The organism is Rhodococcus sp. GQ147 (genome assembly GCF_059759155.1).
In genome coordinates this window covers 159389-184539 of record NZ_JCAXDU010000009.1, presented here as the reverse complement: position 1 = coordinate 184539, position 25151 = coordinate 159389, and the positions used below count along the sequence as shown (strand labels likewise).

Genomic DNA, 25151 nt, shown 5'->3' with positions numbered 1-25151 from the left:
CCGGCCTTTCGGTGTGTACGGCGAATGTCGCGCGAGGGAGAAGAGGGTCGGTTGTGGTGATTCGAGTCGCGTCGGTGCCTGCGTCGCACGTCTACGTCCGGCACCTCGCCTGCCCGGAGGGCGACGACGTGATCCGGTTGACGGATCCGGTTCCCGCCGACGGCCGCAAGGTTCCCGGGGGCTGGTGGCCGCCGTTGATGCTCGAACCGGGCTGGGTGAGCGACCACCACGAGGAATTCGACGTCTTCCACATCCATTTCGGATTCGACGCGATCGGCGCGGAGCAGCTGCAGGACGTCGTCGCCGAACTCGCCGAGCACGACAAGCCTCTCGTGTACACGGTGCACGACCTGCGGAACCCGCACCATCCCACCCCCGGTGAGCACCACAAGCAACTCGACGTGCTGATTCCGGCCGCGGACGAACTGATCACCCTCACGCCGGGCGCCGCCGAGCGGATCCGTCTGCGCTGGGGCCGGGAGGCGACGGTCCTGCCGCATCCGCACGTCGTCGAACAGCACTGGCTCGAGCGACCGCGTCGCGACGAAAGTCCGTTCGTCGTGGGAGTCCACGCGAAGAGCCTGCGCGCGAACATGGATCTGTTCCCGGTGCTCGACACGCTGGCCGAGACCGTGCGCTCGCTACCCGATGCGGTGTTGCAGATCAACGTGCACGACGAGATCTTCGATCCCGACAATGCGTACTGGTACAACCCGGAAGCCGGTTCCCGCATCCTGCAGTACGGCGAGCAACCCCAGGTGGACGTGCGGGTGCATCCGTACTTCTCCGACGACGAACTGTGGCAGTACCTCTCGGATCTGTCGGTGTCGGTGCTGCCCTACCGTTTCGGAACCCATTCGGGTTGGCTCGAGGCGTGTTTCGACCTCGGCGCCGCTGTGATCGCGCCGAGTTGCGGCTTCTACGGCGAGCAGCGTCGGTGCGGGGTGTACACCTACGACGAGGACACCTTCGAAGCCGACTCGCTCGATCGTTGCGTGCGAGAACTGTACGAGAGCAGGGATCTTCCGCGAGCCGACTGGTCGCAACGTATGGACGAACGTCGCGCGCTGGCCCGCGCCCATCGCGATATCTACCTGCGCGCGATGAGCAGCCGGAGCAGATCATGACGCCGTTGCGCATCGCACTCGTCGCGTCGAACAGATATCCGATCCGCCAGCCCTTCGCCGGCGGACTCGAAGCGCACGTGTGGCATCTCGCCCACGCGCTCGGCAAGGACGGCCACGAGGTGACGCTCTTCGCCGCACCGGGATCCGATCCGGAACTTCCGGCCTCGTTCCTCGAGGTGCCGTCCTTCGAGGTCAGCGAACTCGCACGCATCGACGTGTCGATGCCCCCGGCGAACGGCTTCCTCGGCGACCACCACGCCTACCTGTCGCTGATGCTCGATCTCGCCGGACCGTCCGCCGATGCCTTCGACGTCGTGCACAACCACAGCCTGCACTACCTGCCGATAGCGATGGCCCGCATGTTGCACACCCCGCTGCTCTGCACGCTGCACACGCCGCCGACGCCGTGGCTCGAGTCGGCGATGGCGACTCCGGGTGGGTGCCCGGGCACGTTCGTCGCGGTCAGCCGGCACACCGCGACGGCCTGGGAACACGTCACGCCTGGTCCGGTGGCGGTCGTGCCCAACGGTGTCGATCTCGGAGCGTGGCCGGTCGGTTCGGGAGGTGAGGATCTGATCTGGTTCGGCCGCCTCGTGCCGGAGAAGGGCGCGCATCTCGCGATCGAGGCCGCGCGCCGGGTCGGTTACCGGCTGCGGATCGCGGGCCCGATCAGCAACCGGGGGTACTTCGCGGAACACGTCGAACCGTTCCTCGGTCCCGACGTGATCTATCTCGGTCATCTTTCCCAGCCGGATCTCGCTGCCGCGGTGGGACGTTCGGCAGCAGCACTCATCACCCCGCAATGGGACGAACCGTACGGGCTCGTCGTCGCCGAGTCCCTGGCATGTGGGACACCCGTGGTGGCCTTCGCGCGCGGCGGCATCCCGGAGGTCGTCGACGAGAGCAGCGGATGCCTGGTCGCGCCGGACGACATCAACGGCCTGGCCGAGGCGGTACCCCGCGCTGTCGGTCTGTCCCGTGCCTCCGCCCGAGCCCGCGCGGAGGAGCGTTGTTCGGAACGCACGATGGTCGATGCCTACGTCTCGCTGTATCGGGAACTCGCGGGAGCGGCATGATCGGCTACTACATCCATCACCACGGGCACGGACACCGCACCCGCGCGAGCAGCATCTGCGCGGATCTGCGGACGCCGGTGACGGCATTGTCGTCGGCGCCGCTCGGCACTGCCGCCGACGTCTTCGACGACGTCGTGCTGCTCCCCCGCGACGACCTCGCCGTCGACACCGCGCAGGACACGACGGCCCACGACGTCCTCCACTGGGTTCCCACCCACGACGACGGTCTCCGCGAACGCATGCACGCGCTGGGGTCGTGGATCGCCGCGACCCGCCCGAGCCTGCTGGTAGTGGATGTGTCGGTGGAGGTGACGCTCCTCGCCCGCTTGTACGGGATCCCCGTCGTGGTGCTCGCGATGCCGGGCGAGCGCACCGATACCGCCCACACGCTGGCCTACCGCGTCGCCGACCATCTCATCGCACCGTGGTCGCAGGACGTCTACGATCCGCACTGGCTGCGCTCGTACGCCACCTCGTACGTCGGCGGGATCAGCCGTTTCGACGGACGCCCGTCTCCCACCCGCACAGCCGGTGAGAAGCCGAGGGTCCTCGTCATGAGCGGCAGCGGCGGATCGTCGATCACCGTCGACGATCTGCACCGGTTCTCGTCACGCTACCCCCAGTACGTGTGGGAGGGTCTCGGTGTCGCGGGCGGCCCGTGGGTCGACGATCCGTGGCCCGTCCTCACCGGCGCCGACGTCGTGATCGGGCATGCGGGCCAGAACACCGTCGCCGACATCGCGGCCGCCGCGCGACCTGCGGTCGTGATCGCCGAACCCCGTCCGTTCGACGAACAGCGTTCCACCGCAACGGCTTTGGAGAAGTCCGGACTGGCGGTGGGTCTCGACGGGTGGCCCGACCCGGACCGCTGGCCCGAACTGATCGAGCGAGCACGCGGCCTCGACCCCGTCGAATGGAAACGCTGGCAGGTCGACGGTGCCGCGGCGCGCGCGGCGGCGATCCTGGACGACCTAGCGGAGCGATCGTGACCGTCTCGGTCGTCACGGTCGCCGCAGGTCGCGGCACGCATCTGCGACGCCAACTCGACGGCCTCGCACGCAGCACCCGGACACCCGACGAGCACATCGTTGTCGCGATGGGTGACCCGGAGGTCACGGAGGTCGTCGCCACGGCCGGCTCGTCGGCGCGAGTGGTGGAGATGGACGTCGACTCCGCGAAACTGCCGGTCGGAGAGGCACGGAATCTGGGCGCGCGGACGGCGTCGTCGGATCTGTTCGTCTTCCTCGACGTCGACTGCATTCCGGCTCCCGACCTGATCGAACGGTACGCCGAGGCGGCCGGCCGGCACCCGGCTGCGCTGCTCAACGGTCCGGTCACCTATCTGTCCGAACCGGGCGCCGACGGCTACGACCTCGACCGGCTGGGCGACGCGATCGATCCGCATCCGGCCCGTCCGTTCCCCTCCTCGGGTGAGATCGTGCTGGACGATAGACACGAATTGTTCTGGTCGCTGTCGTTCGCGTCCCGGTCGCTCGTGTGGGACCGCATCGGCGGGTTCTGCACCGCATACAGCGGATACGGCGGCGAGGACACCGATTTCGGACAGAAGGCCGCCCGTGCCGGAGTCCCGATGGCCTGGGTCGGCGGCGCCCATGCCTTCCACCAGTACCACCCGGTGTCGAGCCCGCTGGTCGAGCATCTCGACGACATCCTCACCAATGCCGCGCTGTTCCACCGGCGTTGGGGGTGGTGGCCGATGCGGGGGTGGCTCGACGAGTTCGAGCGGACGGGACTCGTCTCCTTCGACCCCGACACGCAGCGGTGGACGAAGGTGCGGACGACCGGCCCGTGAAGACTTTTCGTTCCGTGTGCTAATTTCGGCACCGTCATTGCGACGACGCACGAGGAAGTCGGTGTGATTCCGGCGCGGTCCCGCCACTGTGACCGGTAGAGCGATCTCCGGGAGCCAGATACTCACGTCGCCGTACCTCCTTGCCCGGGGCGGACTTCCCCGAGAGAGGGTGTAATCGCCGTGCGTGTACGCGCAGCCTTCCCGAAGCTCCTTGTCGCGTTGACCTCCGCGAGCCTTCTGCTCGCCGGATGTTCGACGGCGGGTTCCGACACCGAGAACGACGCCTCGGACGAGTGCATCACCGACTTCGATGCCTCGGTCGACTACTTTCCCGACAAGTCCGAGATAGTCGACGCCGATTTCGAAGCCGTGGTCGCGCAGGCGGCCGACGCCCCGACCTGGCTCGTGGGTGGCGGCGTCGGCGGGTTCACCGCGGGGCTGGCCGGACTCGGCCGCGCCGGTGTGGTGATCGCCGCGGCGCTCGGGGCCACCGTGTTCCCCCTCAACGCCGTCACGGCCATCGTGGAGGCGCCCGTGGTCATCGCCGTCCTGATTCGTTCACGGCGTGGAACACTGGGAGCGGCACTGTGACCTCCACCGGCGTGGAACTACGCGATCTGACCATCGGCCACGCCCGTCGTCGTGCCTTCCGTGGCAGGACGGTCACGGAGATCGCTTCGAAGGTGAACGTTGCTCGACGGGGTGAACTCGTCGACGTGCTCGGACGCCTGGCGCGCGAGCAGAATCTGGCGGTCGTCATGTCCACCCACGAACTCGAACTCGCACTACGGGTGTCCGACCGGATGTGGCTGCTCGAAGCAGATCGCACACTGACATGCGACACTCCCGCTGCTCTCACCGAATCCGGCCGTATCGGAGAGGCGTTCGATCGCGGACGCATGCGGTTCGATCCTCGTAGGATGGTGTTCGACCTGGAAGCGGAGGACAGCCGTGTCTGATGCGATCGGGGTTCTCGAGCGAATCGCCGTATGGAGCCCGTACTTCCGCGTGAGTACCGGACCTGCCGACGACAGATGGCGTCCCACCGCAGATCTGGCCGACCCCGCGACCCGCGACGCTCTGGTGGCCGATACTGCCGCGCGGATGGACACCGACGAACCGCGCGTGGCGGCATCGACCCTCTTCTTCGGATACGTCGCACGCGTGTGGTCGGTGGCGATCGGTTCCGTCGTCGACTCCGGACGATGCATCCGGCTCGATCCCGAGCAACTCCTGTGGCGGAACGACGCCGGACTGCACCTGCACATCACCGAACCCGGATTCGGCGACGACATCGTGACGGAAGTCCTCGACCGGCAGATCGAACCTCTCGTCCATGCGTGGCGCGACGTGGTCGCGGCCGGCCTGTTGTGGGGCAACGCGGCATCCGCTCTGATCGGTGCCGGTCGGGTGATCGGTTCCGATGCACAGCCTCTCGTCGATGACCTTCTGTCCGATCCGCGTCTGGCGGACACTGTGGACCCGGCGACCGGCCGTCGCCGTAGTTGCTGTCTTTACTACCGCACACCCACCGGCGGGGTCTGCGGCGACTGCGTCTTCCCCACCCCGCCGGACGACCGCTCGAAGGAGATGCCGTGACAGTCGTGTCCGATCCCGAGAACTATTGGAACGACATGTGGTTCGGTCTGCTCATCGAAGGCTCGGCACTGGAGGTCGCGGCCCCGAACGCACCGAAGAAGATCGGGATGTACGACGGGTACGTCACCGTCGACTTCGGTCGGTGGCACTTCCATCTCTGCATCGGCGAACACACCGCGAGTGGGCCGGAACTCGGCCGGATCCGCCGCTGCAGTCGCGCCGAGTTGTACCGCAGGATCGGCAGGGACGACACCGTCACCTCCTGGGGTCTGCGCATGTTCAACGGCCGGGACGAGCAGATGCTCACGATCATGCTGCCCACCCCGTTTCTCACCAACACCCAGCGACTGACGGAGGAACCGGTCTGGGAGCACCTCGAGGCGTGGGACCGCATCCGCGGAATTTCTGGGGCTGGAACCCGATCCACGCGATCGCACAGGTAGGGGCTTCCGGCACACATGAGTGTGAAGCCGGGCGCCGACCGAGGTCCGGCGCGGAGCGGTCCGTCCGCGAAGGCAGAACGCGCCCGGTCACCGGGCGGCCTCGATGTCGACCGACCGGTGGGGCAGGACCAGCGGTGTGCCTGCGACGGGATCGGTGATCACAGTGGCCTCCACACCGAAGACGTCGCGCACCATCTCGGAAGTGATGACTTCGCTGGGCGGTCCGGCGGTCACCAGCGTCCCCGCTCGCATCGCCACAAGGTGATGGGCATAGCGACTGGCCATGTTGAGATCGTGCAACACCAGCACGATGGTGCGTCCGAGCCGGTGGTTGAGGGAAGCGAGCAGATCGAGCACCTCGATCTGATGGGCCAGGTCGAGGAAGGTCGTGGGCTCGTCGAGCAGCATGATGTCGGGATCCTGGGCCAACGCCAGCGCGATCCACACGCGTTGGCGTTGGCCACCGGACAGTTCTTCGATCGGGCTCTCGGCCAGCTGGTCGACGCCGGTCGCCGCCAGTGCGGCAGCCACCACCCGCTCGTCTTCGGCACTCCACTGTCGGAACCACCGTTGATGGGGATGCCGGCCCCGGCCGACGAGATCGGCGACGGTGATGCCGTCCGGGGCAAGGGGCTGCTGCGGCAGCAGACCGAGGGCGCGGGCCAGTGTGCGCGCCGGCATCTCGGTGAGCTCGGTACCGTCCAGAAGGACTCGGCCGTGCTGCGGCGACAACAGGCGGGCCAGGCCCCGCAACAGCGTCGACTTGCCGCACCCGTTGGGTCCGACGATCGCCGTGATACGGCCGGCAGGCAGGCTCGTGCTCACCTGGTCGACGATCAGCGAGGATCCGTAGCCCAGGCTGAGCTGCTCGGTCGTCAACGAGACCGACCGGATCGCGTGTGCTGGCTGTGGTGTCATCCGGCGGCTCCGATGCGGTGGGCGCGGGCGAGGAGATAGAGCAGGACCGGCGCTCCGAGGATCGCCGTGAGGACTCCGACGGGCATCTCCGACGGCGCGAAAATCGAACGGCCCGCCAGATCGGCGCCGACCACCAGAAGGGCGCCGACGGCGGCAGAGGGCGCAAGGCCGATCTGCCGCTCGGCGAGGATGCGGCGAGTGATCTGCGGCGCCACCAGCGCGACGAAACCGATGGGTCCGGCAGCTGCGGTCGCCATCGCGGCGAGGACCACTGCAATCAGCAGCAACAACACCTTGCGGCCTTGACCGGCTCCGGTCAGGGTGCGGGTGAGATCGTCGCCGAGCTCGAGCAGCCGCAGGTGCCGCGACTCCACGATCAGGACCGGGACCGTCGCCGCCAGCGCGATGACAATGATGGTCACGTGCAGCCCGCTCCGATTGGCCAGGCTGCCGGTCAGCCAGGCAGCGGCACTCATGGCTCGGTGGATGTCGGAACGGGTGAGCAGATAGGAGATAGCGGAGGAAAGCATCGCCGCGACACCGATCCCGACCAGCACCAGCCGGAAGCCGTGCAGACCGCGCCGGTAAGCGATGAGCACGATCATCAGCGCAGCGAGGACCGCGCCGGCCAGCGCACCGAACACGAGCTGCAGACCGCTGCCCCCCACGACAAGCAGCACGGTCAATGCGCCCATCGCCGCCCCGGAATTGATGCCGATGATGTCGGGGCTGACGAGCGGATTGGCGGCGATGCGCTGCAATATGGCCCCCGAGAGCGCAAAAGCCGCGCCGACACCGAGCCCGGTCAGTGCCCGGGGCAGGCGGTCGCCCAGCACGACCTCGCGCTCGATGAGGGTGCCTCCGCCTCCCACGATGGTGACGGCGTCGGAAACCGAGATCGGGTACACCCCGAGGACCAAGGAAGCCGTGGCGACCGCAACGGCGGCCACGCCGGCGAGGACGGTGAGCAGCACCGAGGAGCGGCTGATCCGAAAGGAGACCGGGGTACCTCGCGGGGCCACCAGGAGCGTGTCGCGGGTTGGACCGCGGCGCACCGGCGAACTCATGTGCCGACCACCTTGCGGTTGCGGACCAGGTAGAGGAAGAACGGGGCGCCGACCAGGCCGGTGATGATCCCGACCTGCAGCTGTTCGGGTTGGACCAGGAGTCGTCCGACGATGTCGGCGATCAGCAGCAGCATGGGCGCGAGCACGATGGTCCAGGCGAGCACCCAGCGGTAGTCCGAGCCCGTGATCATCCGTGCGATGTGGGGTACCACGAGCCCGATGAACCCGACCGGACCTGCGATAGCGGTGGCGCCACCCGCAAGCAGAACCACAGCGAGAGCCCCCGCGATGCGGTCGACCCACACACGGGCACCGAGGCTGCGGGCGAGATCCTCACCCAGAGCCAGAGCATTCAACGCGCGGGTCAGGCCAACAGCCAGGACGACACCGACGGCGATGAACGGCGCTACCGCGGCCAAAGCGTCACTGTCCGAACGGGTCAACGATCCCACGACCCAATAGCGGAAGTCCTCCATCGTGGAGGCGTCCTGGAGGGTGATCATCGTGGTGACCGCGCCCAGGAGCGCGGTCAACGCCGACCCGGCCAGAGCGAGCTTCACCGGCGTGGCACCACCCGGACCGAGCGAGCCGAGCATGTAGACGAAGACGGCGGCCACCGCAGCTCCTGCGAAGGCGAACCACACATAACCGGCAGCGCTCGTGACGCCGAGACCGACCATCGCCGAAACCACCGCCAGCGCCGCGCCGGCGTTGATGCCCAACAGTCCGGGTCCCGCCAAGGGGTTGCGGGTCAGACCTTGCATCACCACGCCGGCGAGGCCGAGCGCCATCCCGGCCAGCAATCCGGTCACGGTCCGCGGGATGCGGATATATCGCACCGCACGCTCGACGTCACTGTCCGCCGAACCTGTAACGGCCCCGACCACGTCGGAGAGGCCGACCGGCAGGGTGCCGAGCAGGACCGAGCCGAGGGTCACGGCCACCAGAACAGCCGTGGCCACCGCGAGCCCGAGTAGGCGAGTACGGTTGCCGCTCAGCAGGCCGGAACGCACGACAGGCGCGCCGGCAGCCGGGGCCGGACCGTCCGCAGACCGCTCCGGGGTCGTTGCCGCCGTCGTCACCGCCTACCTCACTCGCCCCCGTCTTGTCCGGTCTCGTCCTGGATGGCCAGGTCGGGGTGCAGCAGCGAAGCCAGCAGCTCGATTGCATGGGCGATGCGGACTCCGGCGGCGCGGTCAGCGAACAGGAAGGGATGCACGGCACCGTTCTGCACCGCCGACAGGCCCGCGAGCGCCGGGTTCTGCACGATCGTCTGCGCCTCCTCGGCGCCGTCCTGGCGGGTATAGGAGGCGTCGCAGCAGGTGCTGGTCAAGATGACATCGGGGTCGCGACGGATCAGCTCTTCGAGGTCGATCGCGACGTGGCGTCGCTCGACGAGGTCGGCGAAGGCGTTCACGCCCCCGGCCTGCGCGATGATCCGGGTACCGAAGTCGATGCCACCGGCGACGCGGATGCCACCGCCCTCATCGAGTAGGACGATCGCGACGCTCGGGCGGTCCGCCCCGGCCAGCACCTGGTCGACCGCCGCGATGCGCTGCTGTTGATCGGCAATGACCTCCTCGGCGCGCTCCTCGACGTCGAACAGGGCCCCGAGGTCGCGCAGGTCGTCATAGATCGTCTCGACGCTCACGGTGGCGGGGTCGATCGCCTCGTCCGACAGTCCGTCCGCGCTGGGGCACAGCGGGCTGAGGATCCAGCTCTGTATGCCGAGCCGGGTCAGACTCGCCCGCGTGCCGAAGCTCTCGTCGCCGGCGCCGTCCTCGGTGAACACGTTGTTGTACCCCGACAGGATGAAGTCGGGCCCGGTGGCCAGAAGCGCCTCACGACTGGGGAGCTTCTCGACGTACGGCACCTGCTCCTGGGCATCTGCGTACTCGGGCAACACCTGAGCATCGAGGAAGGCGGTCTCGATCAGGCGGTCGCTGATGCCCAGCGCATGCGCAATCTCGATGGCCGGCTGGTAGGCGGCATACACGCGTTCCGGTGGCGCTTCCACGGTGACGTCGATCCCGCAGTTCTCGACGGTCATGGAGTCGGCCGACGCGGCGTTCTCCTCGTCTGCGCCACATGCGCTCGCGCTGATCAGCGTCAGACATGCGGCGGCGACGCTCAGCGTCCGACGGTTCAGCGGAGTCATGCGACGGCCGTCCTTTCGATGCGCTGGGGGAATCGGCACTCGGGCCGGATCAAGGCATGGAAGGTGCGGGTCGCAGCGACCTGATCACTGATTCCCGGTGCGTGGGCGATCGCGATGGCGCGCCCTTCGACAGGATCCGGACGCCGAAGAGGTACAGCGGAGACAGAATGGGAGAGAGATGGGTGCACGGCTTCGCGCAGCCTTTCTCGGGGTAGGCCGCCCCGATGCTGAAAGGTACGAATGGGGTGAGTATCTGGCTCGCAGACGCTTGTCGAAGCGCCGCTCACAGTGGCGGTACCGCGCCGGATTCACACCGGCTTCCTCGGATCCCATCGTGATGGACGAACTGAGGCTAGCAGGAGCCGACCATGCCCGAATTCCCGGCTCGGCCGAAGTAGGAGCCGGGGGCGGTGCAGGTCGGTGGTGGCGCAACGCCACTCGAACGGCGTAGCGGTTGTGTCCTGTTCGACGCCGGTACCACCGCTGTGCGGGAGACCGACGTCATCGCCCGGCCCTGTCCCGGCACCGGAGAAAAGACCCGAGGGGAATCAACGCTATCCTCGCGGCGTGGACTCACGGATGCCGGTGCTTGCGCAGGTGCGCGGTGCTGCCGTGGGGTCGGTGTCGGGGGCGGTGAGTATCGCCGCCCATGGTGTGGCCGGTGGCGGGATGCCGCCGAGCCAGTCGGCGGTGGTGTTGCTGCTGGCGGCGTGCGCCGGCGTCGGTGCCGCGGTCGCCGCCGTCACCGTGCGCGATCGGAACTGGGTGTTTCTCCTCGCGGCACTGACTGCCGGACAGGTGGTCGGGCACACCACCCTCTCGGTGGTCGACGACCACGCGCACGGGCTGGAACTGTCGCCCGCGATGATCGCCGCCCACCTTGCCGCTGTTGCCGTCTCCGCCGCTGCGGTGCGCGCCGTCGAAGGTGGGTGCCTGCACGTGTTGGGGGCGTTCACCCGCGTGATGCTGGTGCTCGTTTCTGTCCCGCCTGCGCAGACCGTGGTCTGGTCGGCGACCCCGCTCTATCGGGCGACGCTGTCGTTGTGGTTGCTGGCCGGCGCCGCCGCCGGTACCCGCGGACCGCCGACCGCGGCGTAGTCGGCCTCCCTACCCGATCCGCCTGCTGCGCCGTCCCCGGCGCGGGAGAGCACGCGATCGCCGACGGGTGTCCGACATTCTTCTTCCGCCGTCCTGCCTTCGCCCCGTGCTGGGGTGCCGAGTGTATGGCGTGCGTGCCCTCAGCGGCATCGACCGGATTCGATCTGCCAAGTCCCCTCGATGCCCGCCTTTCCTGACGGTCGCCTCACCGACCGCATCTCCAGCGGTGCCCGTACTCATGCACGGACACCGCCGAAAAACGCGCACACGGTGAGCACCTCACGACAGCCGAATCGAGACACACTCATGTCCGTTCCCGAACTCGACCGCGGCACCATCGCCGCGGACAATTCCGCCGCCGAGCCCGCCCGGTCTGCGGCGCAGGATTCTTCACCGCCGCGCAGCATGCGGCCGCTGATCATGCGGCTGCACTTCTACGCCGGGATCCTGGTGGCCCCGTTCCTGCTGATCGCGACGATCAGCGGGGGCCTCTACGCGATCGCCCCGACCCTCGAACAGGTGCTCTACCGCGACCTGCTGCACGTCGATTCCACCGGTCCGGCACTGCCGGTCGCCGAGCAGGTCCGCGCCGCCCAGCAGCTACGCCCGGACCTGACCGTCTCAGCGGTACGCCCCGCATCCGAGGTCGGTGAGACCACCCGGGTGCTGTTCACCGATCCGTCCCTCGGTGAATCCGAGCGCACTGCCGTGTTCATCGATCCCGCGACCGCCTCGTCGACCGGTCAGTCGGTGGTCTACGGCAGTAGCAGCGCGCTGCCGGTACGCACCTGGATTTCCCAGCTGCACCGGCACCTGCATCTGGGTGAGCCCGGCCGGATCTACAGCGAACTGGCCGCCTCCTGGCTGTGGGTCATCGCTCTGGGCGGGGTGTACCTGTGGGTGCAGCGCTACCGCACCCAGCGCACCCGCACCCGGCAGTCGGCGCGACTGCTGACCTTCGACCGCGGCGCGCGGGGCCGCAACCGCACCCTCGGCTGGCACGGCACCACCGGCCTGTGGATCGCGGTCGGCTTGATCTTCCTGTCGGCCACCGGGTTGACCTGGTCCACATATGCCGGGGCGAATGTGGGCGAGTTGCGTACCGCGTTGAGCTGGACCACCCCGACGCTCGATACCACCCTCGGCGTCTCGGACACCGCGCCTGCAGCCGGTGGACACGACGGCCACGACGGCCACGACGGCCACGACGGCCATACTGCCGCTATTGCCGATACGGGCGCACTCGATCGCAACATCGGCGCTCTGGACCGCGTCCTTGCCGCCGCTGCCGAGCATCGAGTGACCGAACACGTCGAGATGAGCATCCCGGCCGACGGCCACACTGCCGTCACCGTCACCGAAACCCGCCAGCCCTGGCAGTTCGTCACCGACGCGGTCGCGATCGACCCGGCCACCGGGGCGGTGACCGCCACCAACACGTTCGCGGACTGGCCGCTGGCCGCCCAGCTCACCACCTGGGGCATCGCCCTGCACATGGGCATCTTGTTCGGGCTGCTCAACCAGCTGGTATTGCTCGCTCTCGCGGTCGCGTTGGGCACGGTCATCGTGCGCGGGTACCAGCTGTGGTGGCAGCGTCGCCCCACCCGCGGAGCGCGCCGGGTGGCGCGCCCACCGCTGCGTGGGACGTGGCGACGCCTGCACCCGGTCACCGTCGTCGCGGTGGTCGCTGCTGCGGTGACCGTCGGGTGGTTCGCTCCGCTGCTGGGACTGAGCCTGCTCGCATTCCTGCTCGTCGACGTCGCGGTCGGTCTGCTGCGGCGCCGGCGTTCGCCCGAGCACTCCCCCGAGGGGACCTCCGCGACCGGCTGAGTCTCGCTGTCTCCGGCCCGGCGGCTCGGATCCTGCCACCGGATCCGAGCCGACCGGGCAATCCTCACACTCCCGAGTTCGTATACAGAGGAACGCATTCCGGACTCGGTAGAGCGTCGTCGCGCCCACGCACGCCGAGGAAGGAGGCGATCCTTGTATAGTCGGCGCTGCGATCGGTTCGCCGCATGTCGTCGTGAGGAGCCCCGAAGACCTCATGTGCGCGCCGAAGCACCCGATGCCGACAGGTATCGGGTGTGAGAGGGAACCCGGTGGGAATCCGGGACTGTCCCGCAGCGGTATGCAGGAACGACCGCCGTCACCAAGCACTGGACCACCAGGTCCGGGAAGCGACGGCCACTAGGTCCATCCCGACGGAATCGGGAATGGGTGCTTGCGAGTCCGAAGACCTGCCGATCGTGTCGGGCACGCCGTGCCCGACGGTATGCCGCCTCGTGGAATGGGCGCGCGCCGATCGGCAACACCTCGACCACAGGTCGAGAACACGGGGCTCGTATCGGGATGCGCGTTCATCGGGCGGTAGACCACCCAGCGACGAACACCGGAGAAAACCTGATGTCTGCTCCGACAGCATCCTCATTCACCGCCACCGTGCTCGGCTCCGCACGCATCGGACCGAACCGCGAACTGAAGAAGGCCACCGAAGCCTACTGGGCCGGGCGCCTCGACCGCAGTGGCCTGGAATCGGTTGCCGCACAACTGCGCGCCGACACGTGGTCACGTCAACACACAGCCGGGCTGGACTCGATCCCGGTCGGAACGTTCTCGTTCTACGACCACGTCCTCGACACAGCAGTCATGCTCGGGGCGTTGCCTGCCCGGGCCGCAGATATCGCCGACGACCTCGACCGCTATTTCGCCGCAGCACGCGGCACCGACGATATCGCCCCACTCGAGATGACCAAGTGGTTCGACACCAACTACCACTACCTCGTCCCCGAGATCGGACCCGACACCGTCTTCGAACTCGATGCCACAAAGGTTCTGGGTGAGATCGTGGAGGCACGCGAGCTCAGTGTGCCCGCTCGCCCCGTCGTCCTGGGTCCACTGACCTTCCTGCTGCTGTCGAAGCCCGTCGACGGGCAAGGACCGCTGCTCGGCCGCGTCGACGAGCTCGTTCCCCTCTATCTGGACCTGTTGGCGCAGCTCGCCGACACCGGGGTCGACTGGGTACAGCTCGACGAACCGGCGTTGGTCCGCGACCTCGACTCACCTGCCCTCGATGCGATCGGACGGGTGTACAACGCCCTGGTGCAGGCACCGAAGCGGCCGTCGATTCTCGTCGCGTCGTACTTCGGCAGCCTTGGGCCAGCGCTCGAGCGGCTCGCACGCACCGGAGTCGAAGGCCTCGCCGTCGACCTGGTAGCCGGTACCACTACCGGAATCGCAGGTCTGCCCGAGCTCGCCGACAAGCTCATCGTCGCCGGTGTCGTCGACGGCCGCAACGTCTGGCGCACCGACCTCGAACAGGCATTGGCGACGCTGGCCACACTGCTCGGTTCCGCAGCCGACGTGGCGGTGTCGTCGTCGTGCTCACTACTGCACGTGCCGTACACGATCGATGCAGAACCGGATCTCGACGCATCGCTGCGCACGTGGTTGGCCTTCGGCGACGAGAAGGTCTCGGAGATAGTCACTCTCGCTACCGCTCTGCGTACGGGGCGCGACGCCGTCACCGACGAACTCGCCGCTGCCCGTACCGCCGCGCAGGTACGAGCGTCGGATCCGCGTCTACGCAACGATCGGGTGCGCGGTGTCCTCGCCTCGATCTCCACCGATCGCACCCGCACCCCCGCCGATCGACGGCGCGAGATCCAGCGTCGCCATCTCGATCTACCACTGCTGCCGACGACCACGATCGGCTCGTACCCGCAGACGACCCGCATCCGGGTGGCCCGTGCCGCGCTGCGCAACGGCGAGATCGACCACGGCGAGTACGTGCGACAGATGCGCGACGAGATCGCCGAAGTGGTTGCGCTGCAGGAGGAACTGGGACTCGATGTCCTGGTGCACGGCGAACCCGAGCGCAACGACATGGTGCAGTACTTCGCCGAGCAGCTCGACGGATTCTTCGCCACTGCCAACGGCTGGGTGCAGTCCTACGGCACGCGCTGTGTGCGGCCGCCGATCCTCTACGGCGACGTCGCCCGCCGCGGCCCGATGACCGTCGACTGGATCACCTACGCCCAGTCCCTCACCGACAAGCCGGTCAAGGGCATGCTCACCGGCCCGGTGACGATCCTGGCGTGGTCGTTCGTCCGCGACGATCAGCCGCTCGCCGAGACCGCCGACCAGATCGCGCTCGCGATCCGCGACGAGACGGTGGACCTGCAGGCCGCCGGGGTGCGCATCATCCAGGTCGATGAGCCTGCACTTCGTGAACTCCTGCCGCTGCGCGCGTCGGAACAGCCCGAGTATCTGAAGTGGGCGGTCGGTGCGTTCCGGTTGGCGACATCCGGTGTCGCCGACTCCACGCAGATCCACACCCACCTGTGCTATTCGGAGTTCGGAGAGGTGATCGAGGCGATCGCCGAACTCGACGCCGACGTCACGTCCATCGAGGCCGCCCGCTCGCACATGGAGATCCTCGACGATCTCGACGCCGTCGGCTTCGACCTCGGCGTGGGCCCCGGCGTGTACGACATCCATTCGCCGCGCGTCCCGAGCGAGGACGAGATCACAGCACTGTTGCGCAAGGCTCTGCAGGCAGTGCCCGCCGAGCGACTGTGGGTCAACCCGGACTGCGGGCTCAAGACCCGCGGTACGACGGAGGTCACGGCCTCACTGGCAAATCTCGTCACCGCTGCCGCCACCGTGCGTGCCGAGCTGAACCGATAACTACCGCACTACGAAGAAAGTCGTCGACAATGTCCACCCATATTCGCACCACCCATGCGGGAAGTCTCCCGCGCACCACGGCCCTCGTCGAAGCCAACCGAGCACGACGAGAAGCGGCAGACGGCTTCCGCCTCGATACCTCCGAGGAGTTCGCACAGTTGCTCGGCGACGAGGTGACCGCGCTGGTTCGGCGCCAGGTCGACCTCGGCATCTGCACTCCCGGCGACGGCGAGTACGGCAAGGCCATGTCCTCGACCGTCGATTACGGTGCCTGGTGGTCGTACTCGTTCCAGCGCCTGTCCGGTCTCCAGTTGACCGACGGAGGACCGTTCGGCAGTACACCGATCCGGTCGACACCCGGCAACGTGCGTCTGACCACCTTCCCCGACCGGCGCGACGGGACGCTGTTCGCTGAGGCCTACGGCGATCCCGACAGCGGGGTGTCGATCGGGAAGGAGGCACCCCTCTTCCCTACTGCGACCGGACCGGTCACCTATATCGGCCACGACGCCATCGCGTCGGACATCGCGAATCTGAAGTCCGCGCTGGCGGCCGCAGGGGTCGAGAACGGTTTCATGACTTCCTTGTCACCGGGTAGCGCCTCGCGGATCGGCAACGAGCACTACGCAACCGAGGAAGAATTCATCTGGGCATGCGCGGATGCCATGCGCGAGGAGTACAAAGCGATCATCGACGCCGGTCTGATCCTGCAGATCGACGACCCGTCCATCGCCGAGAACTGGGACCAGATCAACCCCGAGCCGACGGTCGAGGACTACCTGGCTTTCACCCGCATCCGGGTGGAAGCCCTGAACTACGCCCTGCGGGGTCTGCCCCAGGACCGGATCCGCTTCCATCTGTGCTGGGGCAGTTGGCACGGCCCGCACACCACCGATCTCGAGTTCAAGTACCTCGTCGAAACCATGCTCGACATCGACGCCGGGTCGTACTCGTTCGAGGCCGCCAACGTCCGTCACGAACACGAGTGGCGGGTGTGGGAGGACGTGAAGCTTCCCGACGGGAAGCAGATCGTGCCCGGCGTCATCAGCCACGCGACGAACGTCGTCGAACATCCCGAACTCGTGGCCGACCGCATCGAACGTTTCGCGAATCTCGCAAGACCCGGCGTCGGTCCCGGAACCGCGCAACCGGGCGTCCTCCACCCATCGACACCGGATGAGGCACCATGTCCGAATGGCATCCCGCCGAAGAACCCTCGTCGTCGTATCCGCCGTGCTCGTGGTGCTGGTCGTCGTCGCCGTCGCGATCTTCCAGCTTTCGAACTCCCGCACCTTCCAGCTGTTCGGGGCACTCGTCCATAGGGTGGAGACACCCGAGAAGGTGGTCTCGCTGACCCTCGACGACGGCCCGAGCGTCCTCACCCCGCAGGTCCTGCAGACCCTCGAGGACGCCGACGTCCCCGCCACCTTCTACGTCACCGGCTCGGAACTCGAACAGCGACCGGAGCTGGGCCGGGCCATCGTCGAGGCCGGGCACGAACTCGGTAATCACACCGCGACGCACCGCAGGATGATGCTCGTCGGCAGCGGCACGGTGGCCGAGGAGATCGAGCGCACCGACGCCGCGATCCGCGAGACCGGGTTCGACGGGGAGATCACCTTCCGCCCGCCCTACGGCAAGAAGCTCGTCGCGCTCCCCCGCTATCTCGACCAGCACGACCGGACCACCGTGATGTGGGACGTCGAACCGGATTCCGATGCGTCCGACACCGAGACGATCGTGCAGACCGCACTCGACGAGACCCGTCCCGGCTCGATCATCCTGCTGCACGTCATGTACCCCTCCCGGACAGCGTCGCTGGAGGCGATTCCCGGGATCGTCGACGGCCTGCGCGCCGAGGGCTACCGGTTCGTGACGGTGTCGGAATTGCTCGACATGCAGGCCTCGTGAACTCCGGGGCGCGAAATGGTCATCGATGCGCGCTGTTACGCGCTCCGATGACCATTTCGCGCTCTGATTCTCAGGTGAACGGGACTCCGCCGGTGACGGCGATGGTCTCCCCGGTGATGTAGCTCGACTCCTGGGAGGCGAGGAAGACGTAGGCCGGGGCGAGTTCGGCGGGCTGGCCGGGGTAGGCGATCTCCGGTTGCTCCTCGAGCGACGGAACGGGGTGCTGCTCTCCCGGGTGCTGCATGCGGTACTGGTCCTGGTCCGGCATTCTCGCCCTCCCTCGATCGGGTTCGTAAGGGGCGATACCCGGTGCACCACGGCGCCACACCGGCACCGCTCCGGACGCATGTGTCGGAGCATAATCGCAGGTGGACGACATGAGCGAGGTCACATCGGTGTGCGGCGCATAATGGCCACCCATGTGTCGGAACGGAGAGGTCGAGGCATGAGCGCGGACGGTACGAGCGCGGACCTGTCGGCCTATCGGAACGACTTCGCCCGGATCGAGAAGAAGGTCGCCGGGGAGTTCGACGCCGGTCGCCGCGGACGGGTCCTGGCGATCTGCGTCGTCGTCCTGACGGTGTGCATGGTGCTTCCGCAGACGTCGTCGGCGTGGTCGTGGACGGTCTTCGGTAGTTGGTTCGGCGACACCGCACCCGTGGCGGTGCCGCTGCGGATCTTCGCGGCCCTGGCCCTCGTGTTCGGGGTGGTGATCTCGACGCTGGCGTTGTGGCTGCGACGATGGAAGCTGGCGTCGCTCGCGATGCTCGGCTCGGGGCTGTCGTCGTTCTTCGGGCTGTTGGCGTACTGGTCGCAGGCGGGAATGATCACGAACGCTCCGCATCACCCGACCGTGGCGTTGGTCGCCGAATGGCTGGTGATGATCGTGATGACCTCGCAGTGGTTGCCGATCGTGCTGAGCCGGTCGCCGACGGACGTCCCGCCCCGGCCGCATCCGCTGCGGACCGGTCGCCGGTAGGTCAGCGCTCGACGAGCGAGCCCATCTTCTTCGCCAGGAACTCGATGCTGCGACGCGGCATGAGCCTGGCGAGCAGGTCGAGCATCGTCGCGTCCTTGCCGATGCACACCCGGAAGGTGCCCTTCTCGATCGCGTCGACGATCCTGCGGGCTGCCTCGGCGGACGAGGTGATCTTGACGGAGGCGTCAGTGCTGCGTCCCGGGATGGCGGCACCGGAGTTCTCGGCGATGCCGGTGCGGACGGCGCCTGGGAACACCAGCGTCACCGCGACCTTCGTCATGCGCAGTTCGGCGTACAGACCTTCGGTGAGCAGTTTGACCGCCGCCTTGCTCGCGCCGTAGACGGACTGGCCCGGCACCGGCACGAAGGCACCCATGCTCGACACGTTGAGCAGGCTCGCTTCGGGACGGCTCAGCAGCTCGGGGAGGAACGCTTTGCACATGTGCACGACGCCCCAGTAGTTGACGTCGAGCACCTTGTTCATCTCGTCGTACGGCAGGTCCGCGAATGGGACGAACTTCTGGATGATGCCGGCGACGTTGGCGACCCCGTCGACCTGCCCGTGTGCTGCGGTCACCTCCACCACCAGGGCTTCGACCGCGCCGCGATCGGAGACGTCGACCGTGTGGGTGGTCAGACGGTCGTCGTACGCGACCGCCAGGGCACGGGTGCCGTCGAGAGCCTCGGCGCGGAGGTCGACCGCCGCGACCCGCGCCCCACGCACGAGGAGTTCGAGGACGACGTCGCGTCCGATCCCGTTGCCTCCACCGGTGACGACGAAAACCCTGTCACGGATCTGCATGCTGCCTCCTCGTGTCGTTGGGTCCAGTCAATCCGGTCCGGCGGCCCGACGCCACCCGAAGTGTGCGCGTGCACGTCTGCGGGTATCCGCCCGGACACGAGTCGGCCCAGCGTACGGAGGTAGAAGTGACGACGTCGAAGAAGAAGGACGACGAGGTGCGCAAGGACCCGCCGGGTCCGGTCGATCACGGTCGCAACGGCGGCATGGCGACCCGGGAGAACGCCCCCGAGGTGGTCGAGCGTTCGGACGACGACGAGAAGTGACCCGATCCGGACGATGTGAACGGCCACGAGGCCACCGATCGGGCCGATAGATTTGAGTGCATGCAGTTCGCCGGACCTGCCGAACAGTACAACCGCTTCATGGGCCGCTACGCAGCGACGCTCGCGCCCGCCCTGGCGGACGCGAGCGGGGTGAGGGGCGGACATCGGGTCTGCGACGTGGGCTGCGGACCGGGTGGGCTCACCCGTGAACTGGTCGGCCGGGTCGGCGCAGCGAACGTCGCGGCGATCGACCCGGCTCCCCAGTTCGCAGCGGCGTGCCGGCAGATAGCACCGGAGATCGACGTCCGCATCGGGGTGGCCGAGAATCTGCCGTGGCCGGACGGAACGTTCGACGTCACCCTGGCGTCGCTGGTCCTCGGATTCATGAACGATCCCGAACTGGGCGTGCGCGAGATGGTGCGGGTGACCCGCCCGGGCGGCACCGTCGCCGCATGCATGTGGGACACCACGGCCGGCGGGATGACGATGCTCCGCATCTTCTGGGCCGCGGTGGGAACGGTCGAGCCCGGGTCTCCGGGTGAGACGAGGTTGGCCGGTACCACCGAGGGCGACATCGCCGAGCGGTTCCGCCGTGCCGGTCTGGACGACGTGATCGGTGGTGCCCTGTCCGCACGCGTGGACTACGCCGATTTCTCCGACTTCTGGGAGCCCTTCACGTTCGGCGTAGGACCGGCCGGGCGGCACCTGGTGTCGATGCCCGAAAGGCACCGCGCTGCAGTACGTGACGCCTGTCGTGATGCTCTTCCGTCGGGACCGTTCTCGCTCGACGCCCGCGCCTGGTACGCGCGGGGAACGGTTCCGGGCGACCCGAACTCATCCTCGTCGGAGTAGATAGGTGTCCATCACCCAGCCTCGGACCCCCTTGGCCCGGGCACGAGCCTCCCGGATCGCCGGGAGCACCTCGGCGAGCGGGCCGGCGACGAGTTCTTCGTCGTCGGTCCCCAGATTCGCACCCCACCAGATGTTCCAGGCCCCGTCGAGGTCCGCGCAGGCGAGGCCGCCGTCGAGCATCACCACGATGTTCGACGCACCCGCTGCGACGTCCTGCACCAGCCTGCGACCGGTCGTGACGGTGATCGGCCCGCCGATGGTGTTGAGCACGAGACGATGCCGGGCCGCCAGCAGTTGCACACTGCTGACCCCGGGAACGACGTCATAATCGAACCGCACGTTCCCTCGCCCGAGGATGCGGTCGACGACACGAATCGTGCTGTCGTACAGGCTCGGGTCTCCCCATACGAGGAATCCGACGGTTTCGTCGTCCCGAACCTGTTCGAGCAGAACGGATTCGTAGGCTGCGGCGCGGGCGGCGTGCCAGTCGCGCACCTCGTCGCCGTACCGGTCCGGATTCCGGTCGCGGGGCGGGTCGGCCACCACGATCACCCGATGCGCACCGGAGGTGTGGCGGCGCAGGATGCCCTCGCGCACCTCGACGAGATCGTCCACGCCCCGGTTCTTGTCGGGTACGAGGAAGACGTCGACGCTCTCGAGGGCGTGCACCGCCGCGACCGTGAGATCGTCCGGTCCGCCGGGGCCGATCCCGATGAGCCGAACTCTCACCCCCGGTCCTCGAGATCGCCCTCGACGTCGAGATAGGCCTGCTGCAGCCTGTTCATCGTCTCCGGATCGGGCTCGGACCACAGTCCGCGATCGGCCGCCTCGGTGAGTCGTTCGACGATGCCGCGCAACGCCCACGGATTCGCTTCGCGGAGGAACTGCTGGTTCGCGGGGTCGAGCGCGTAGTTCTGGGCAAGCGACTCGTACATCCAGTCCTCGACGACACCTGCGGTGGCGTCGTAGCCGAACAGGTAGTCGACGGTCGCGGCGAGTTCGAAGGCGCCCTTGTAGCCGTGCCGGCGCATCGCGCCGATCCACCTCGGGTTGACGACCCGCGCCCGGAAGACCCGCGCGGTCTCCTCCGCCAGTGAGCGTGTCCGCACCGCGTCGGGTGTGGTGGAGTCGCCGATGTACGCCTTCGGGTCGGTGCCCGTCAGTGCCCGCACCGTCGCGACCATGCCGCCGTGGTACTGGAAGTAATCGTCCGAGTCGGCGATGTCGTGTTCACGGGTATCGGTGTTCTTGGCCGCCACCGCGATCCGGCGGTAGTTCGTGCGCATGTCGTCGGCGGCCGCAACTCCGTGCACACCGCGCCCGTAGGCGAATCCGCCCCACGCCGTGTAGACCTCGGCGAGATCGGCGTCGGTGCGCCAGTTGCCGGAGTCGATGAGCTGCAGGATGCCCGCACCGTACGAGCCGGGCTTCGATCCGAAGATGCGCCGCACCGCACGGTCGGCGTCGCCGTGTTCGGCTTCGTCCCGCCGAGCGTGGGCTCGCACGTAGTTCTGCTCGTCGGGTTCGTCGAGGGCGGCGACCATGCGGATCGCGTCGTCGAGCATCCCGATGACGTGCGGGAACGCATCACGGAAGAAACCGGAGATGCGGACCGTGACGTCGATGCGGGGCCGGCCGAGTTCCTCGAGCGGGATCACGGTCAGTTCGCGCACCCGACGCGACTCGGCGTCCCATTCCGGCCGCACACCGATGAGCGCGAGCACCTCGGCGATGTCGTCGCCGGCGGTGCGCATCGCCGAGGTCCCCCACACCGACAGGCCGACCGACTGCGGGTACTCCCCCGTATCGGCGAGATACCGCTCGATCAGATTGTCCGCCAACGCGACACCGGTGTCGTATGCGAGGCGGCTCGGGACGGCCTTCGGGTCGACGGTGTAGAAGTTGCGCCCGGTCGGCAGCACGTTGACCAGTCCACGCAAGGGTGAACCGGACGGGCCGGCCGGGACGTACCCGCCGTCGAGCGCGTGGAGCACGGCGTCGAGCTCGGCAGTCGTGCCCGCGAGCCGGGGAACCACTTCGTCGGCAGCGAAGGTGAGCACCCGCGCGACCTCGGAATCGATATGGCCGAGAACGGATTCGACAACGCGCGCGGCCGACCCGGTGTTCCAGTCGTCGTCCTCCATGGCCTGCACGAGCGCCCGTGCGATGTTCTCGATTCCGTCGACCTCGGTCAGCGGGGCGTCGGGCTTCAGTCCCAGCGCGGTGCGCAATCCAGGGACGGCGTTACTCTTGCCACCCCATATCTGGGCGGCACGCAGGATCGACAGCACCAGATTCACCCGTGCCTCCCCGACCGGTGCGGCACCGAGAACGTGCAGGCCGTCGCGGATCTGCGCGTCCTTGACCTCGCACAACCATCCATCGACGTGCAGCAGGAAGTCGTCGAACTCGGCGTCGTGCGGGCGGTCGTCGAGCCCGAGATCGTGATCGAGTTTCGCCGCCTGGATCAACGTCCAGATCTGCGCGCGGATCGCGGGCAGTTTCGCCGGGTCCATCGCGGCGATGTTGGAGTACTCGTCGAGCAGTTGCTCCAAACGAGCGATGTCGCCGTACGATTCGGCGCGCGCCATCGGCGGGATCAGGTGATCGACGATGATCGCATGGGCACGGCGCTTGGCCTGCGCACCTTCACCCGGATCGTTGACGAGGAACGGATAGATCAGCGGCAGATTGCCGATGGCCGCGTCGGTCGCGCACGCCGCGGACAGGCCCGCGTTCTTTCCGGGCAGCCATTCCATCGAACCGTGTTTGCCCAGGTGAACCACGGCATCGGCACCGAAGCCGTGTTCGATCCACTTGTACGCGGCGAGGTAATGGTGCGACGGCGCCATGTCGGGATCGTGGTAGATTGCCACCGGATTCTCGCCGAATCCCCGGGGCGGCTGGATCATCAGCACCACGTTGCCGGCCTGCAGGGTCGCCAGCACGATCGCCTTGTCGCCACCGCTGCCGTCGACGAACAGCGACCCGGGCGCCGGGCCCCACGCCTCGCTCATCGCGTCGGTGAGCTCGGCAGGCAGGTCCTTCGTCCATGCCAGATAGTCGGATGTGCTCACCCGCACCGGGTTTCCGGCGACCTGATCGGCGGTGAGCCACTCCTCGTCCTGACCGCCCGCATCGATCAGGGCGTGGATGAGGGTGTTACCGGCTTCGGTGTCGTCCTCGACGTCCATGCCGGGAAATCCGTCGCCGAGGTCGTATCCGGCATCGCGTAGAGCGCGCAGCATGTGGATCGCCGACACCGGGGTGTCGAGACCGACGGCGTTGCCGACCCGGGAATGTTTGGTCGGGTAGGCGGACAGCATGATGGCTATCCGGCGCTGCGGCGGCGGTACGTGTCGCAGTCGTGCGTGCGCCACCGCGATACCGGCGACGCGACGGCACCGTTCCGGGTCGGTGACGTAGCGGGGCAGTCCGTCGGCGTCGAGTTCCTTGAACGAGAACGGCACCGTGATGATGCGGCCGTCGAACTCGGGGACCGCGATCTGCGTGGCCGAATCCAGCGGCGACACACCGTCGTCCGACTCCGCCCAATCCTCGCGACTCCAGGTCAGGCACAGGGCCTGCAGGATCGGGATGTCGAGCGCAGCGAGCGCCCCGACGTCCCACGCCTCGTCCTCACCTCCCGCGCTCACGGTGGCGGGCTTGGTTCCGCCGGCCGCGAGCACCGTCACGACGAGCGCATCCAGGGTGCCGAGTTCGGCGAGCAGATCCTCGGACGCTCCCCGCAACGAGGCGCAGTGGATCACGACGCCGCGGGCCCTGCCGGTCGCGTCGATCGCGTCGGCGAGATCGTGCGCGAACTGCACGTTTCCGCTGGTGTGGTGGGCCCGGTAGAACAGCACACCGACGAGTGGCAGCCGGTCGTCGGCCGGCCCCTCGGGCCGGTCGAGCACACCCCACTCGGGCAATTCGACGGGCGGATCGAAGCCTTCACCGCCGAGCAGCACGGTGTCGGTGAGGAAGGCATGGAGCTGCGCGAGGTTGGCGGGACCGCCGTACGCGAGATAGCGGTGAGCCTCGGCGGCGATGCCGATCGGCACCGTCGAATGCCCCATGAGCTCGGCGTCCGGGGTCTGTTCACCACCGAGAACGACGACCGGGACGCCGGTCGCGAGCACGGTGTCGAGCCCGTCGCGCCAACTGCGCGCGGACCCCAGGATCCGCACGACGACCAGGTCCGATCCGCTGAGCAGACCGGGCAGTTCGGTGGACACGTCGAGGCGGGACGGGTTACCCAGCGCCCACTCGACATCGCTCGACCGAGCCGACAGCAGGTCGGTGTCGGACGTCGACAACAAAGTCAGGCGCGTCACGACGCAACCCGAAAACACAGGC

At 67.9% G+C, this 25151-nt stretch carries 23 protein-coding genes, 1 pseudogene and 3 riboswitches; of the genes and pseudogenes, 16 read left to right on the top strand and 8 right to left on the bottom strand.

What is annotated here, in order from left to right:
* The first annotated feature begins 56 nt into the window (after positions 1 to 56).
* The 8 genes from AC6CID_RS12810 (at position 57) to AC6CID_RS12775 (ending at position 6058) form a co-directional block, all read left to right on the top strand.
* Complete coding sequence (locus AC6CID_RS12810; RefSeq protein ID WP_498354051.1) at positions 57 to 1127, top strand: glycosyltransferase family protein; 1071 nt, start codon at positions 57 to 59, stop codon at positions 1125 to 1127.
* Complete coding sequence (locus AC6CID_RS12805; protein WP_482127513.1) at positions 1124 to 2203, top strand: glycosyltransferase; 1080 nt, start codon at positions 1124 to 1126, stop codon at positions 2201 to 2203. Before AC6CID_RS12810 ends, AC6CID_RS12805 begins: the two co-directional genes overlap by 4 nt.
* Positions 2200 to 3192: a glycosyltransferase gene (locus AC6CID_RS12800; RefSeq protein ID WP_006552945.1), complete on the top strand. Its 993-nt coding sequence runs from the start codon at positions 2200 to 2202 to the stop codon at positions 3190 to 3192. Before AC6CID_RS12805 ends, AC6CID_RS12800 begins: the two co-directional genes overlap by 4 nt.
* On the top strand, positions 3189 to 4016 hold the full coding sequence (locus AC6CID_RS12795) for a glycosyltransferase family 2 protein (protein WP_498354043.1): 828 nt from the start codon (positions 3189 to 3191) through the stop codon (positions 4014 to 4016). Before AC6CID_RS12800 ends, AC6CID_RS12795 begins: the two co-directional genes overlap by 4 nt.
* Before the next feature lie 18 nt (positions 4017 to 4034).
* Positions 4035 to 4156, top strand: a riboswitch (cobalamin riboswitch).
* Between the two features lie 40 nt (positions 4157 to 4196).
* Positions 4197 to 4607 carry a hypothetical protein gene (locus tag AC6CID_RS12790; protein ID WP_019291078.1) on the top strand — a complete coding sequence of 137 codons (411 nt, stop codon included), beginning with the start codon at positions 4197 to 4199 and terminating at the stop codon, positions 4605 to 4607.
* Positions 4604 to 4975 (top strand): hypothetical protein, encoded by a 372-nt coding sequence (locus AC6CID_RS12785; RefSeq protein ID WP_019291077.1) that lies wholly within the window; start codon positions 4604 to 4606, stop codon positions 4973 to 4975. Before AC6CID_RS12790 ends, AC6CID_RS12785 begins: the two co-directional genes overlap by 4 nt.
* On the top strand, positions 4968 to 5615 hold the full coding sequence (locus tag AC6CID_RS12780; protein WP_033096198.1) for a (2Fe-2S)-binding protein: 648 nt from the start codon (positions 4968 to 4970) through the stop codon (positions 5613 to 5615). The genes AC6CID_RS12785 and AC6CID_RS12780 overlap by 8 nt, the downstream gene beginning before the upstream one ends.
* Complete coding sequence (locus tag AC6CID_RS12775) at positions 5612 to 6058, top strand: DUF7676 family protein (protein ID WP_248846264.1); 447 nt, start codon at positions 5612 to 5614, stop codon at positions 6056 to 6058. The genes AC6CID_RS12780 and AC6CID_RS12775 overlap by 4 nt, the downstream gene beginning before the upstream one ends.
* Positions 6059 to 6145: 87 nt before the next feature.
* Here AC6CID_RS12775 and AC6CID_RS12770 read toward each other — a convergent pair whose 3' ends face one another.
* The 4 genes from AC6CID_RS12770 to AC6CID_RS12755 are packed head-to-tail and all read right to left on the bottom strand — an operon-like array spanning position 6146 to position 10201.
* A complete protein-coding gene (locus AC6CID_RS12770; protein ID WP_498354042.1) occupies positions 6146 to 6976 on the bottom strand; it encodes an ABC transporter ATP-binding protein in 831 nt (276 codons plus the stop codon).
* Positions 6973 to 8043, bottom strand: a complete 1071-nt coding sequence (locus AC6CID_RS12765) for a FecCD family ABC transporter permease (RefSeq protein WP_006552952.1) — start codon at positions 8041 to 8043, stop codon at positions 6973 to 6975. Before AC6CID_RS12765 ends, AC6CID_RS12770 begins: the two co-directional genes overlap by 4 nt.
* A complete protein-coding gene (locus tag AC6CID_RS12760; protein WP_211269814.1) occupies positions 8040 to 9125 on the bottom strand; it encodes a FecCD family ABC transporter permease in 1086 nt (361 codons plus the stop codon). Before AC6CID_RS12760 ends, AC6CID_RS12765 begins: the two co-directional genes overlap by 4 nt.
* 8 nt (positions 9126 to 9133) lie before the next feature.
* A complete protein-coding gene (locus AC6CID_RS12755; RefSeq protein WP_006552954.1) occupies positions 9134 to 10201 on the bottom strand; it encodes an ABC transporter substrate-binding protein in 1068 nt (355 codons plus the stop codon).
* Between the two features lie 227 nt (positions 10202 to 10428).
* A riboswitch (cobalamin riboswitch) is annotated at positions 10429 to 10556 on the bottom strand.
* A gap of 224 nt (positions 10557 to 10780) precedes the next feature.
* Here AC6CID_RS12755 and AC6CID_RS12750 point away from each other — a divergent pair.
* From AC6CID_RS12750 to AC6CID_RS12730, 5 genes are all read left to right on the top strand, one after another.
* Positions 10781 to 11299: a hypothetical protein gene (locus tag AC6CID_RS12750; protein WP_081263464.1), complete on the top strand. Its 519-nt coding sequence runs from the start codon at positions 10781 to 10783 to the stop codon at positions 11297 to 11299.
* Positions 11300 to 11605: 306 nt separating this feature from the next.
* Positions 11606 to 13129, top strand: coding sequence for a PepSY-associated TM helix domain-containing protein (locus tag AC6CID_RS12745; RefSeq protein ID WP_498354041.1), 1524 nt, complete (start codon positions 11606 to 11608; stop codon positions 13127 to 13129).
* A gap of 211 nt (positions 13130 to 13340) precedes the next feature.
* A riboswitch (cobalamin riboswitch) is annotated at positions 13341 to 13558 on the top strand.
* 144 nt (positions 13559 to 13702) lie between these two features.
* Complete coding sequence (gene metE, locus AC6CID_RS12740; protein ID WP_498354040.1) at positions 13703 to 15985, top strand: 5-methyltetrahydropteroyltriglutamate--homocysteine S-methyltransferase; 2283 nt, start codon at positions 13703 to 13705, stop codon at positions 15983 to 15985.
* Positions 15986 to 16014: 29 nt separating this feature from the next.
* A complete protein-coding gene (locus tag AC6CID_RS12735) occupies positions 16015 to 17307 on the top strand; it encodes a cobalamin-independent methionine synthase II family protein (protein WP_248846265.1) in 1293 nt (430 codons plus the stop codon).
* Entirely contained in the window at positions 17219 to 17896 is a 678-nt protein-coding gene (locus AC6CID_RS12730) for a polysaccharide deacetylase family protein (RefSeq protein ID WP_006552959.1), read from the top strand. Before AC6CID_RS12735 ends, AC6CID_RS12730 begins: the two co-directional genes overlap by 89 nt.
* Before the next feature lie 70 nt (positions 17897 to 17966).
* Here AC6CID_RS12730 and AC6CID_RS12725 read toward each other — a convergent pair.
* Positions 17967 to 18077: pseudogene (locus tag AC6CID_RS12725) on the bottom strand (SDR family oxidoreductase); the annotation flags it as partial.
* A 264-nt stretch (positions 18078 to 18341) separates the two neighbouring features.
* Here AC6CID_RS12725 and AC6CID_RS12720 point away from each other — a divergent pair.
* A complete protein-coding gene (locus AC6CID_RS12720) occupies positions 18342 to 18875 on the top strand; it encodes an Rv2732c family membrane protein (RefSeq protein ID WP_006552961.1) in 534 nt (177 codons plus the stop codon).
* 1 nt (position 18876) lies between these two features.
* Here the strand turns inward: AC6CID_RS12720 and AC6CID_RS12715 are convergent, their stop codons facing one another.
* Positions 18877 to 19677: an SDR family NAD(P)-dependent oxidoreductase gene (locus tag AC6CID_RS12715; RefSeq protein ID WP_064061255.1), complete on the bottom strand. Its 801-nt coding sequence runs from the start codon at positions 19675 to 19677 to the stop codon at positions 18877 to 18879.
* A 125-nt stretch (positions 19678 to 19802) separates the two neighbouring features.
* Here AC6CID_RS12715 and AC6CID_RS12710 point away from each other — a divergent pair, with 125 nt between their 5' ends.
* On the top strand, positions 19803 to 19940 hold the full coding sequence (locus AC6CID_RS12710) for a hypothetical protein (RefSeq protein ID WP_016691526.1): 138 nt from the start codon (positions 19803 to 19805) through the stop codon (positions 19938 to 19940).
* A 60-nt stretch (positions 19941 to 20000) separates the two neighbouring features.
* The gene (locus tag AC6CID_RS12705) at positions 20001 to 20792 is read left to right on the top strand and encodes a class I SAM-dependent methyltransferase (protein WP_064061256.1); all 792 of its coding nucleotides are present in this window, start codon (positions 20001 to 20003) and stop codon (positions 20790 to 20792) included.
* On the opposite strand, the gene cobF is transcribed toward AC6CID_RS12705, so the two are convergent.
* Together cobF and cobN are read right to left on the bottom strand one after the other, a co-directional pair.
* Positions 20775 to 21521: a precorrin-6A synthase (deacetylating) gene (cobF, locus tag AC6CID_RS12700; protein WP_482127522.1), complete on the bottom strand. Its 747-nt coding sequence runs from the start codon at positions 21519 to 21521 to the stop codon at positions 20775 to 20777. The two genes, AC6CID_RS12705 and cobF, sit on opposite strands and share 18 nt — an antisense overlap.
* Positions 21518 to 25129, bottom strand: a complete 3612-nt coding sequence (gene cobN, locus AC6CID_RS12695) for a cobaltochelatase subunit CobN (RefSeq protein ID WP_498354039.1) — start codon at positions 25127 to 25129, stop codon at positions 21518 to 21520. The genes cobF and cobN overlap by 4 nt, the downstream gene beginning before the upstream one ends.
* Positions 25130 to 25151 lie beyond the last annotated feature (22 nt).

What these genes read in the sequence shown, in the direction of transcription:
- AC6CID_RS12800 (WP_006552945.1), top strand. Translation starts at nt 2,200, where the DNA reads ATGATCGGCTACTACATCCATCACCACGGGCACGGACACCGCACCCGC.
- AC6CID_RS12735 (WP_248846265.1), top strand. Translation starts at nt 16,015, where the DNA reads ATGTCCACCCATATTCGCACCACCCATGCGGGAAGTCTCCCGCGCACC.
- AC6CID_RS12765 (WP_006552952.1), bottom strand. Translation starts at nt 8,043, where the DNA reads ATGAGTTCGCCGGTGCGCCGCGGTCCAACCCGCGACACGCTCCTGGTG.
- AC6CID_RS12805 (WP_482127513.1), top strand. Translation starts at nt 1,124, where the DNA reads ATGACGCCGTTGCGCATCGCACTCGTCGCGTCGAACAGATATCCGATC.
- AC6CID_RS12705 (WP_064061256.1), top strand. Translation starts at nt 20,001, where the DNA reads ATGCAGTTCGCCGGACCTGCCGAACAGTACAACCGCTTCATGGGCCGC.
- metE (WP_498354040.1), top strand. Translation starts at nt 13,703, where the DNA reads ATGTCTGCTCCGACAGCATCCTCATTCACCGCCACCGTGCTCGGCTCC.
- AC6CID_RS12715 (WP_064061255.1), bottom strand. Translation starts at nt 19,677, where the DNA reads ATGCAGATCCGTGACAGGGTTTTCGTCGTCACCGGTGGAGGCAACGGG.
- AC6CID_RS12720 (WP_006552961.1), top strand. Translation starts at nt 18,342, where the DNA reads ATGAGCGCGGACGGTACGAGCGCGGACCTGTCGGCCTATCGGAACGAC.
- AC6CID_RS12745 (WP_498354041.1), top strand. Translation starts at nt 11,606, where the DNA reads ATGTCCGTTCCCGAACTCGACCGCGGCACCATCGCCGCGGACAATTCC.
- AC6CID_RS12770 (WP_498354042.1), bottom strand. Translation starts at nt 6,976, where the DNA reads ATGACACCACAGCCAGCACACGCGATCCGGTCGGTCTCGTTGACGACC.
- AC6CID_RS12750 (WP_081263464.1), top strand. Translation starts at nt 10,781, where the DNA reads ATGCCGGTGCTTGCGCAGGTGCGCGGTGCTGCCGTGGGGTCGGTGTCG.
- AC6CID_RS12755 (WP_006552954.1), bottom strand. Translation starts at nt 10,201, where the DNA reads ATGACTCCGCTGAACCGTCGGACGCTGAGCGTCGCCGCCGCATGTCTG.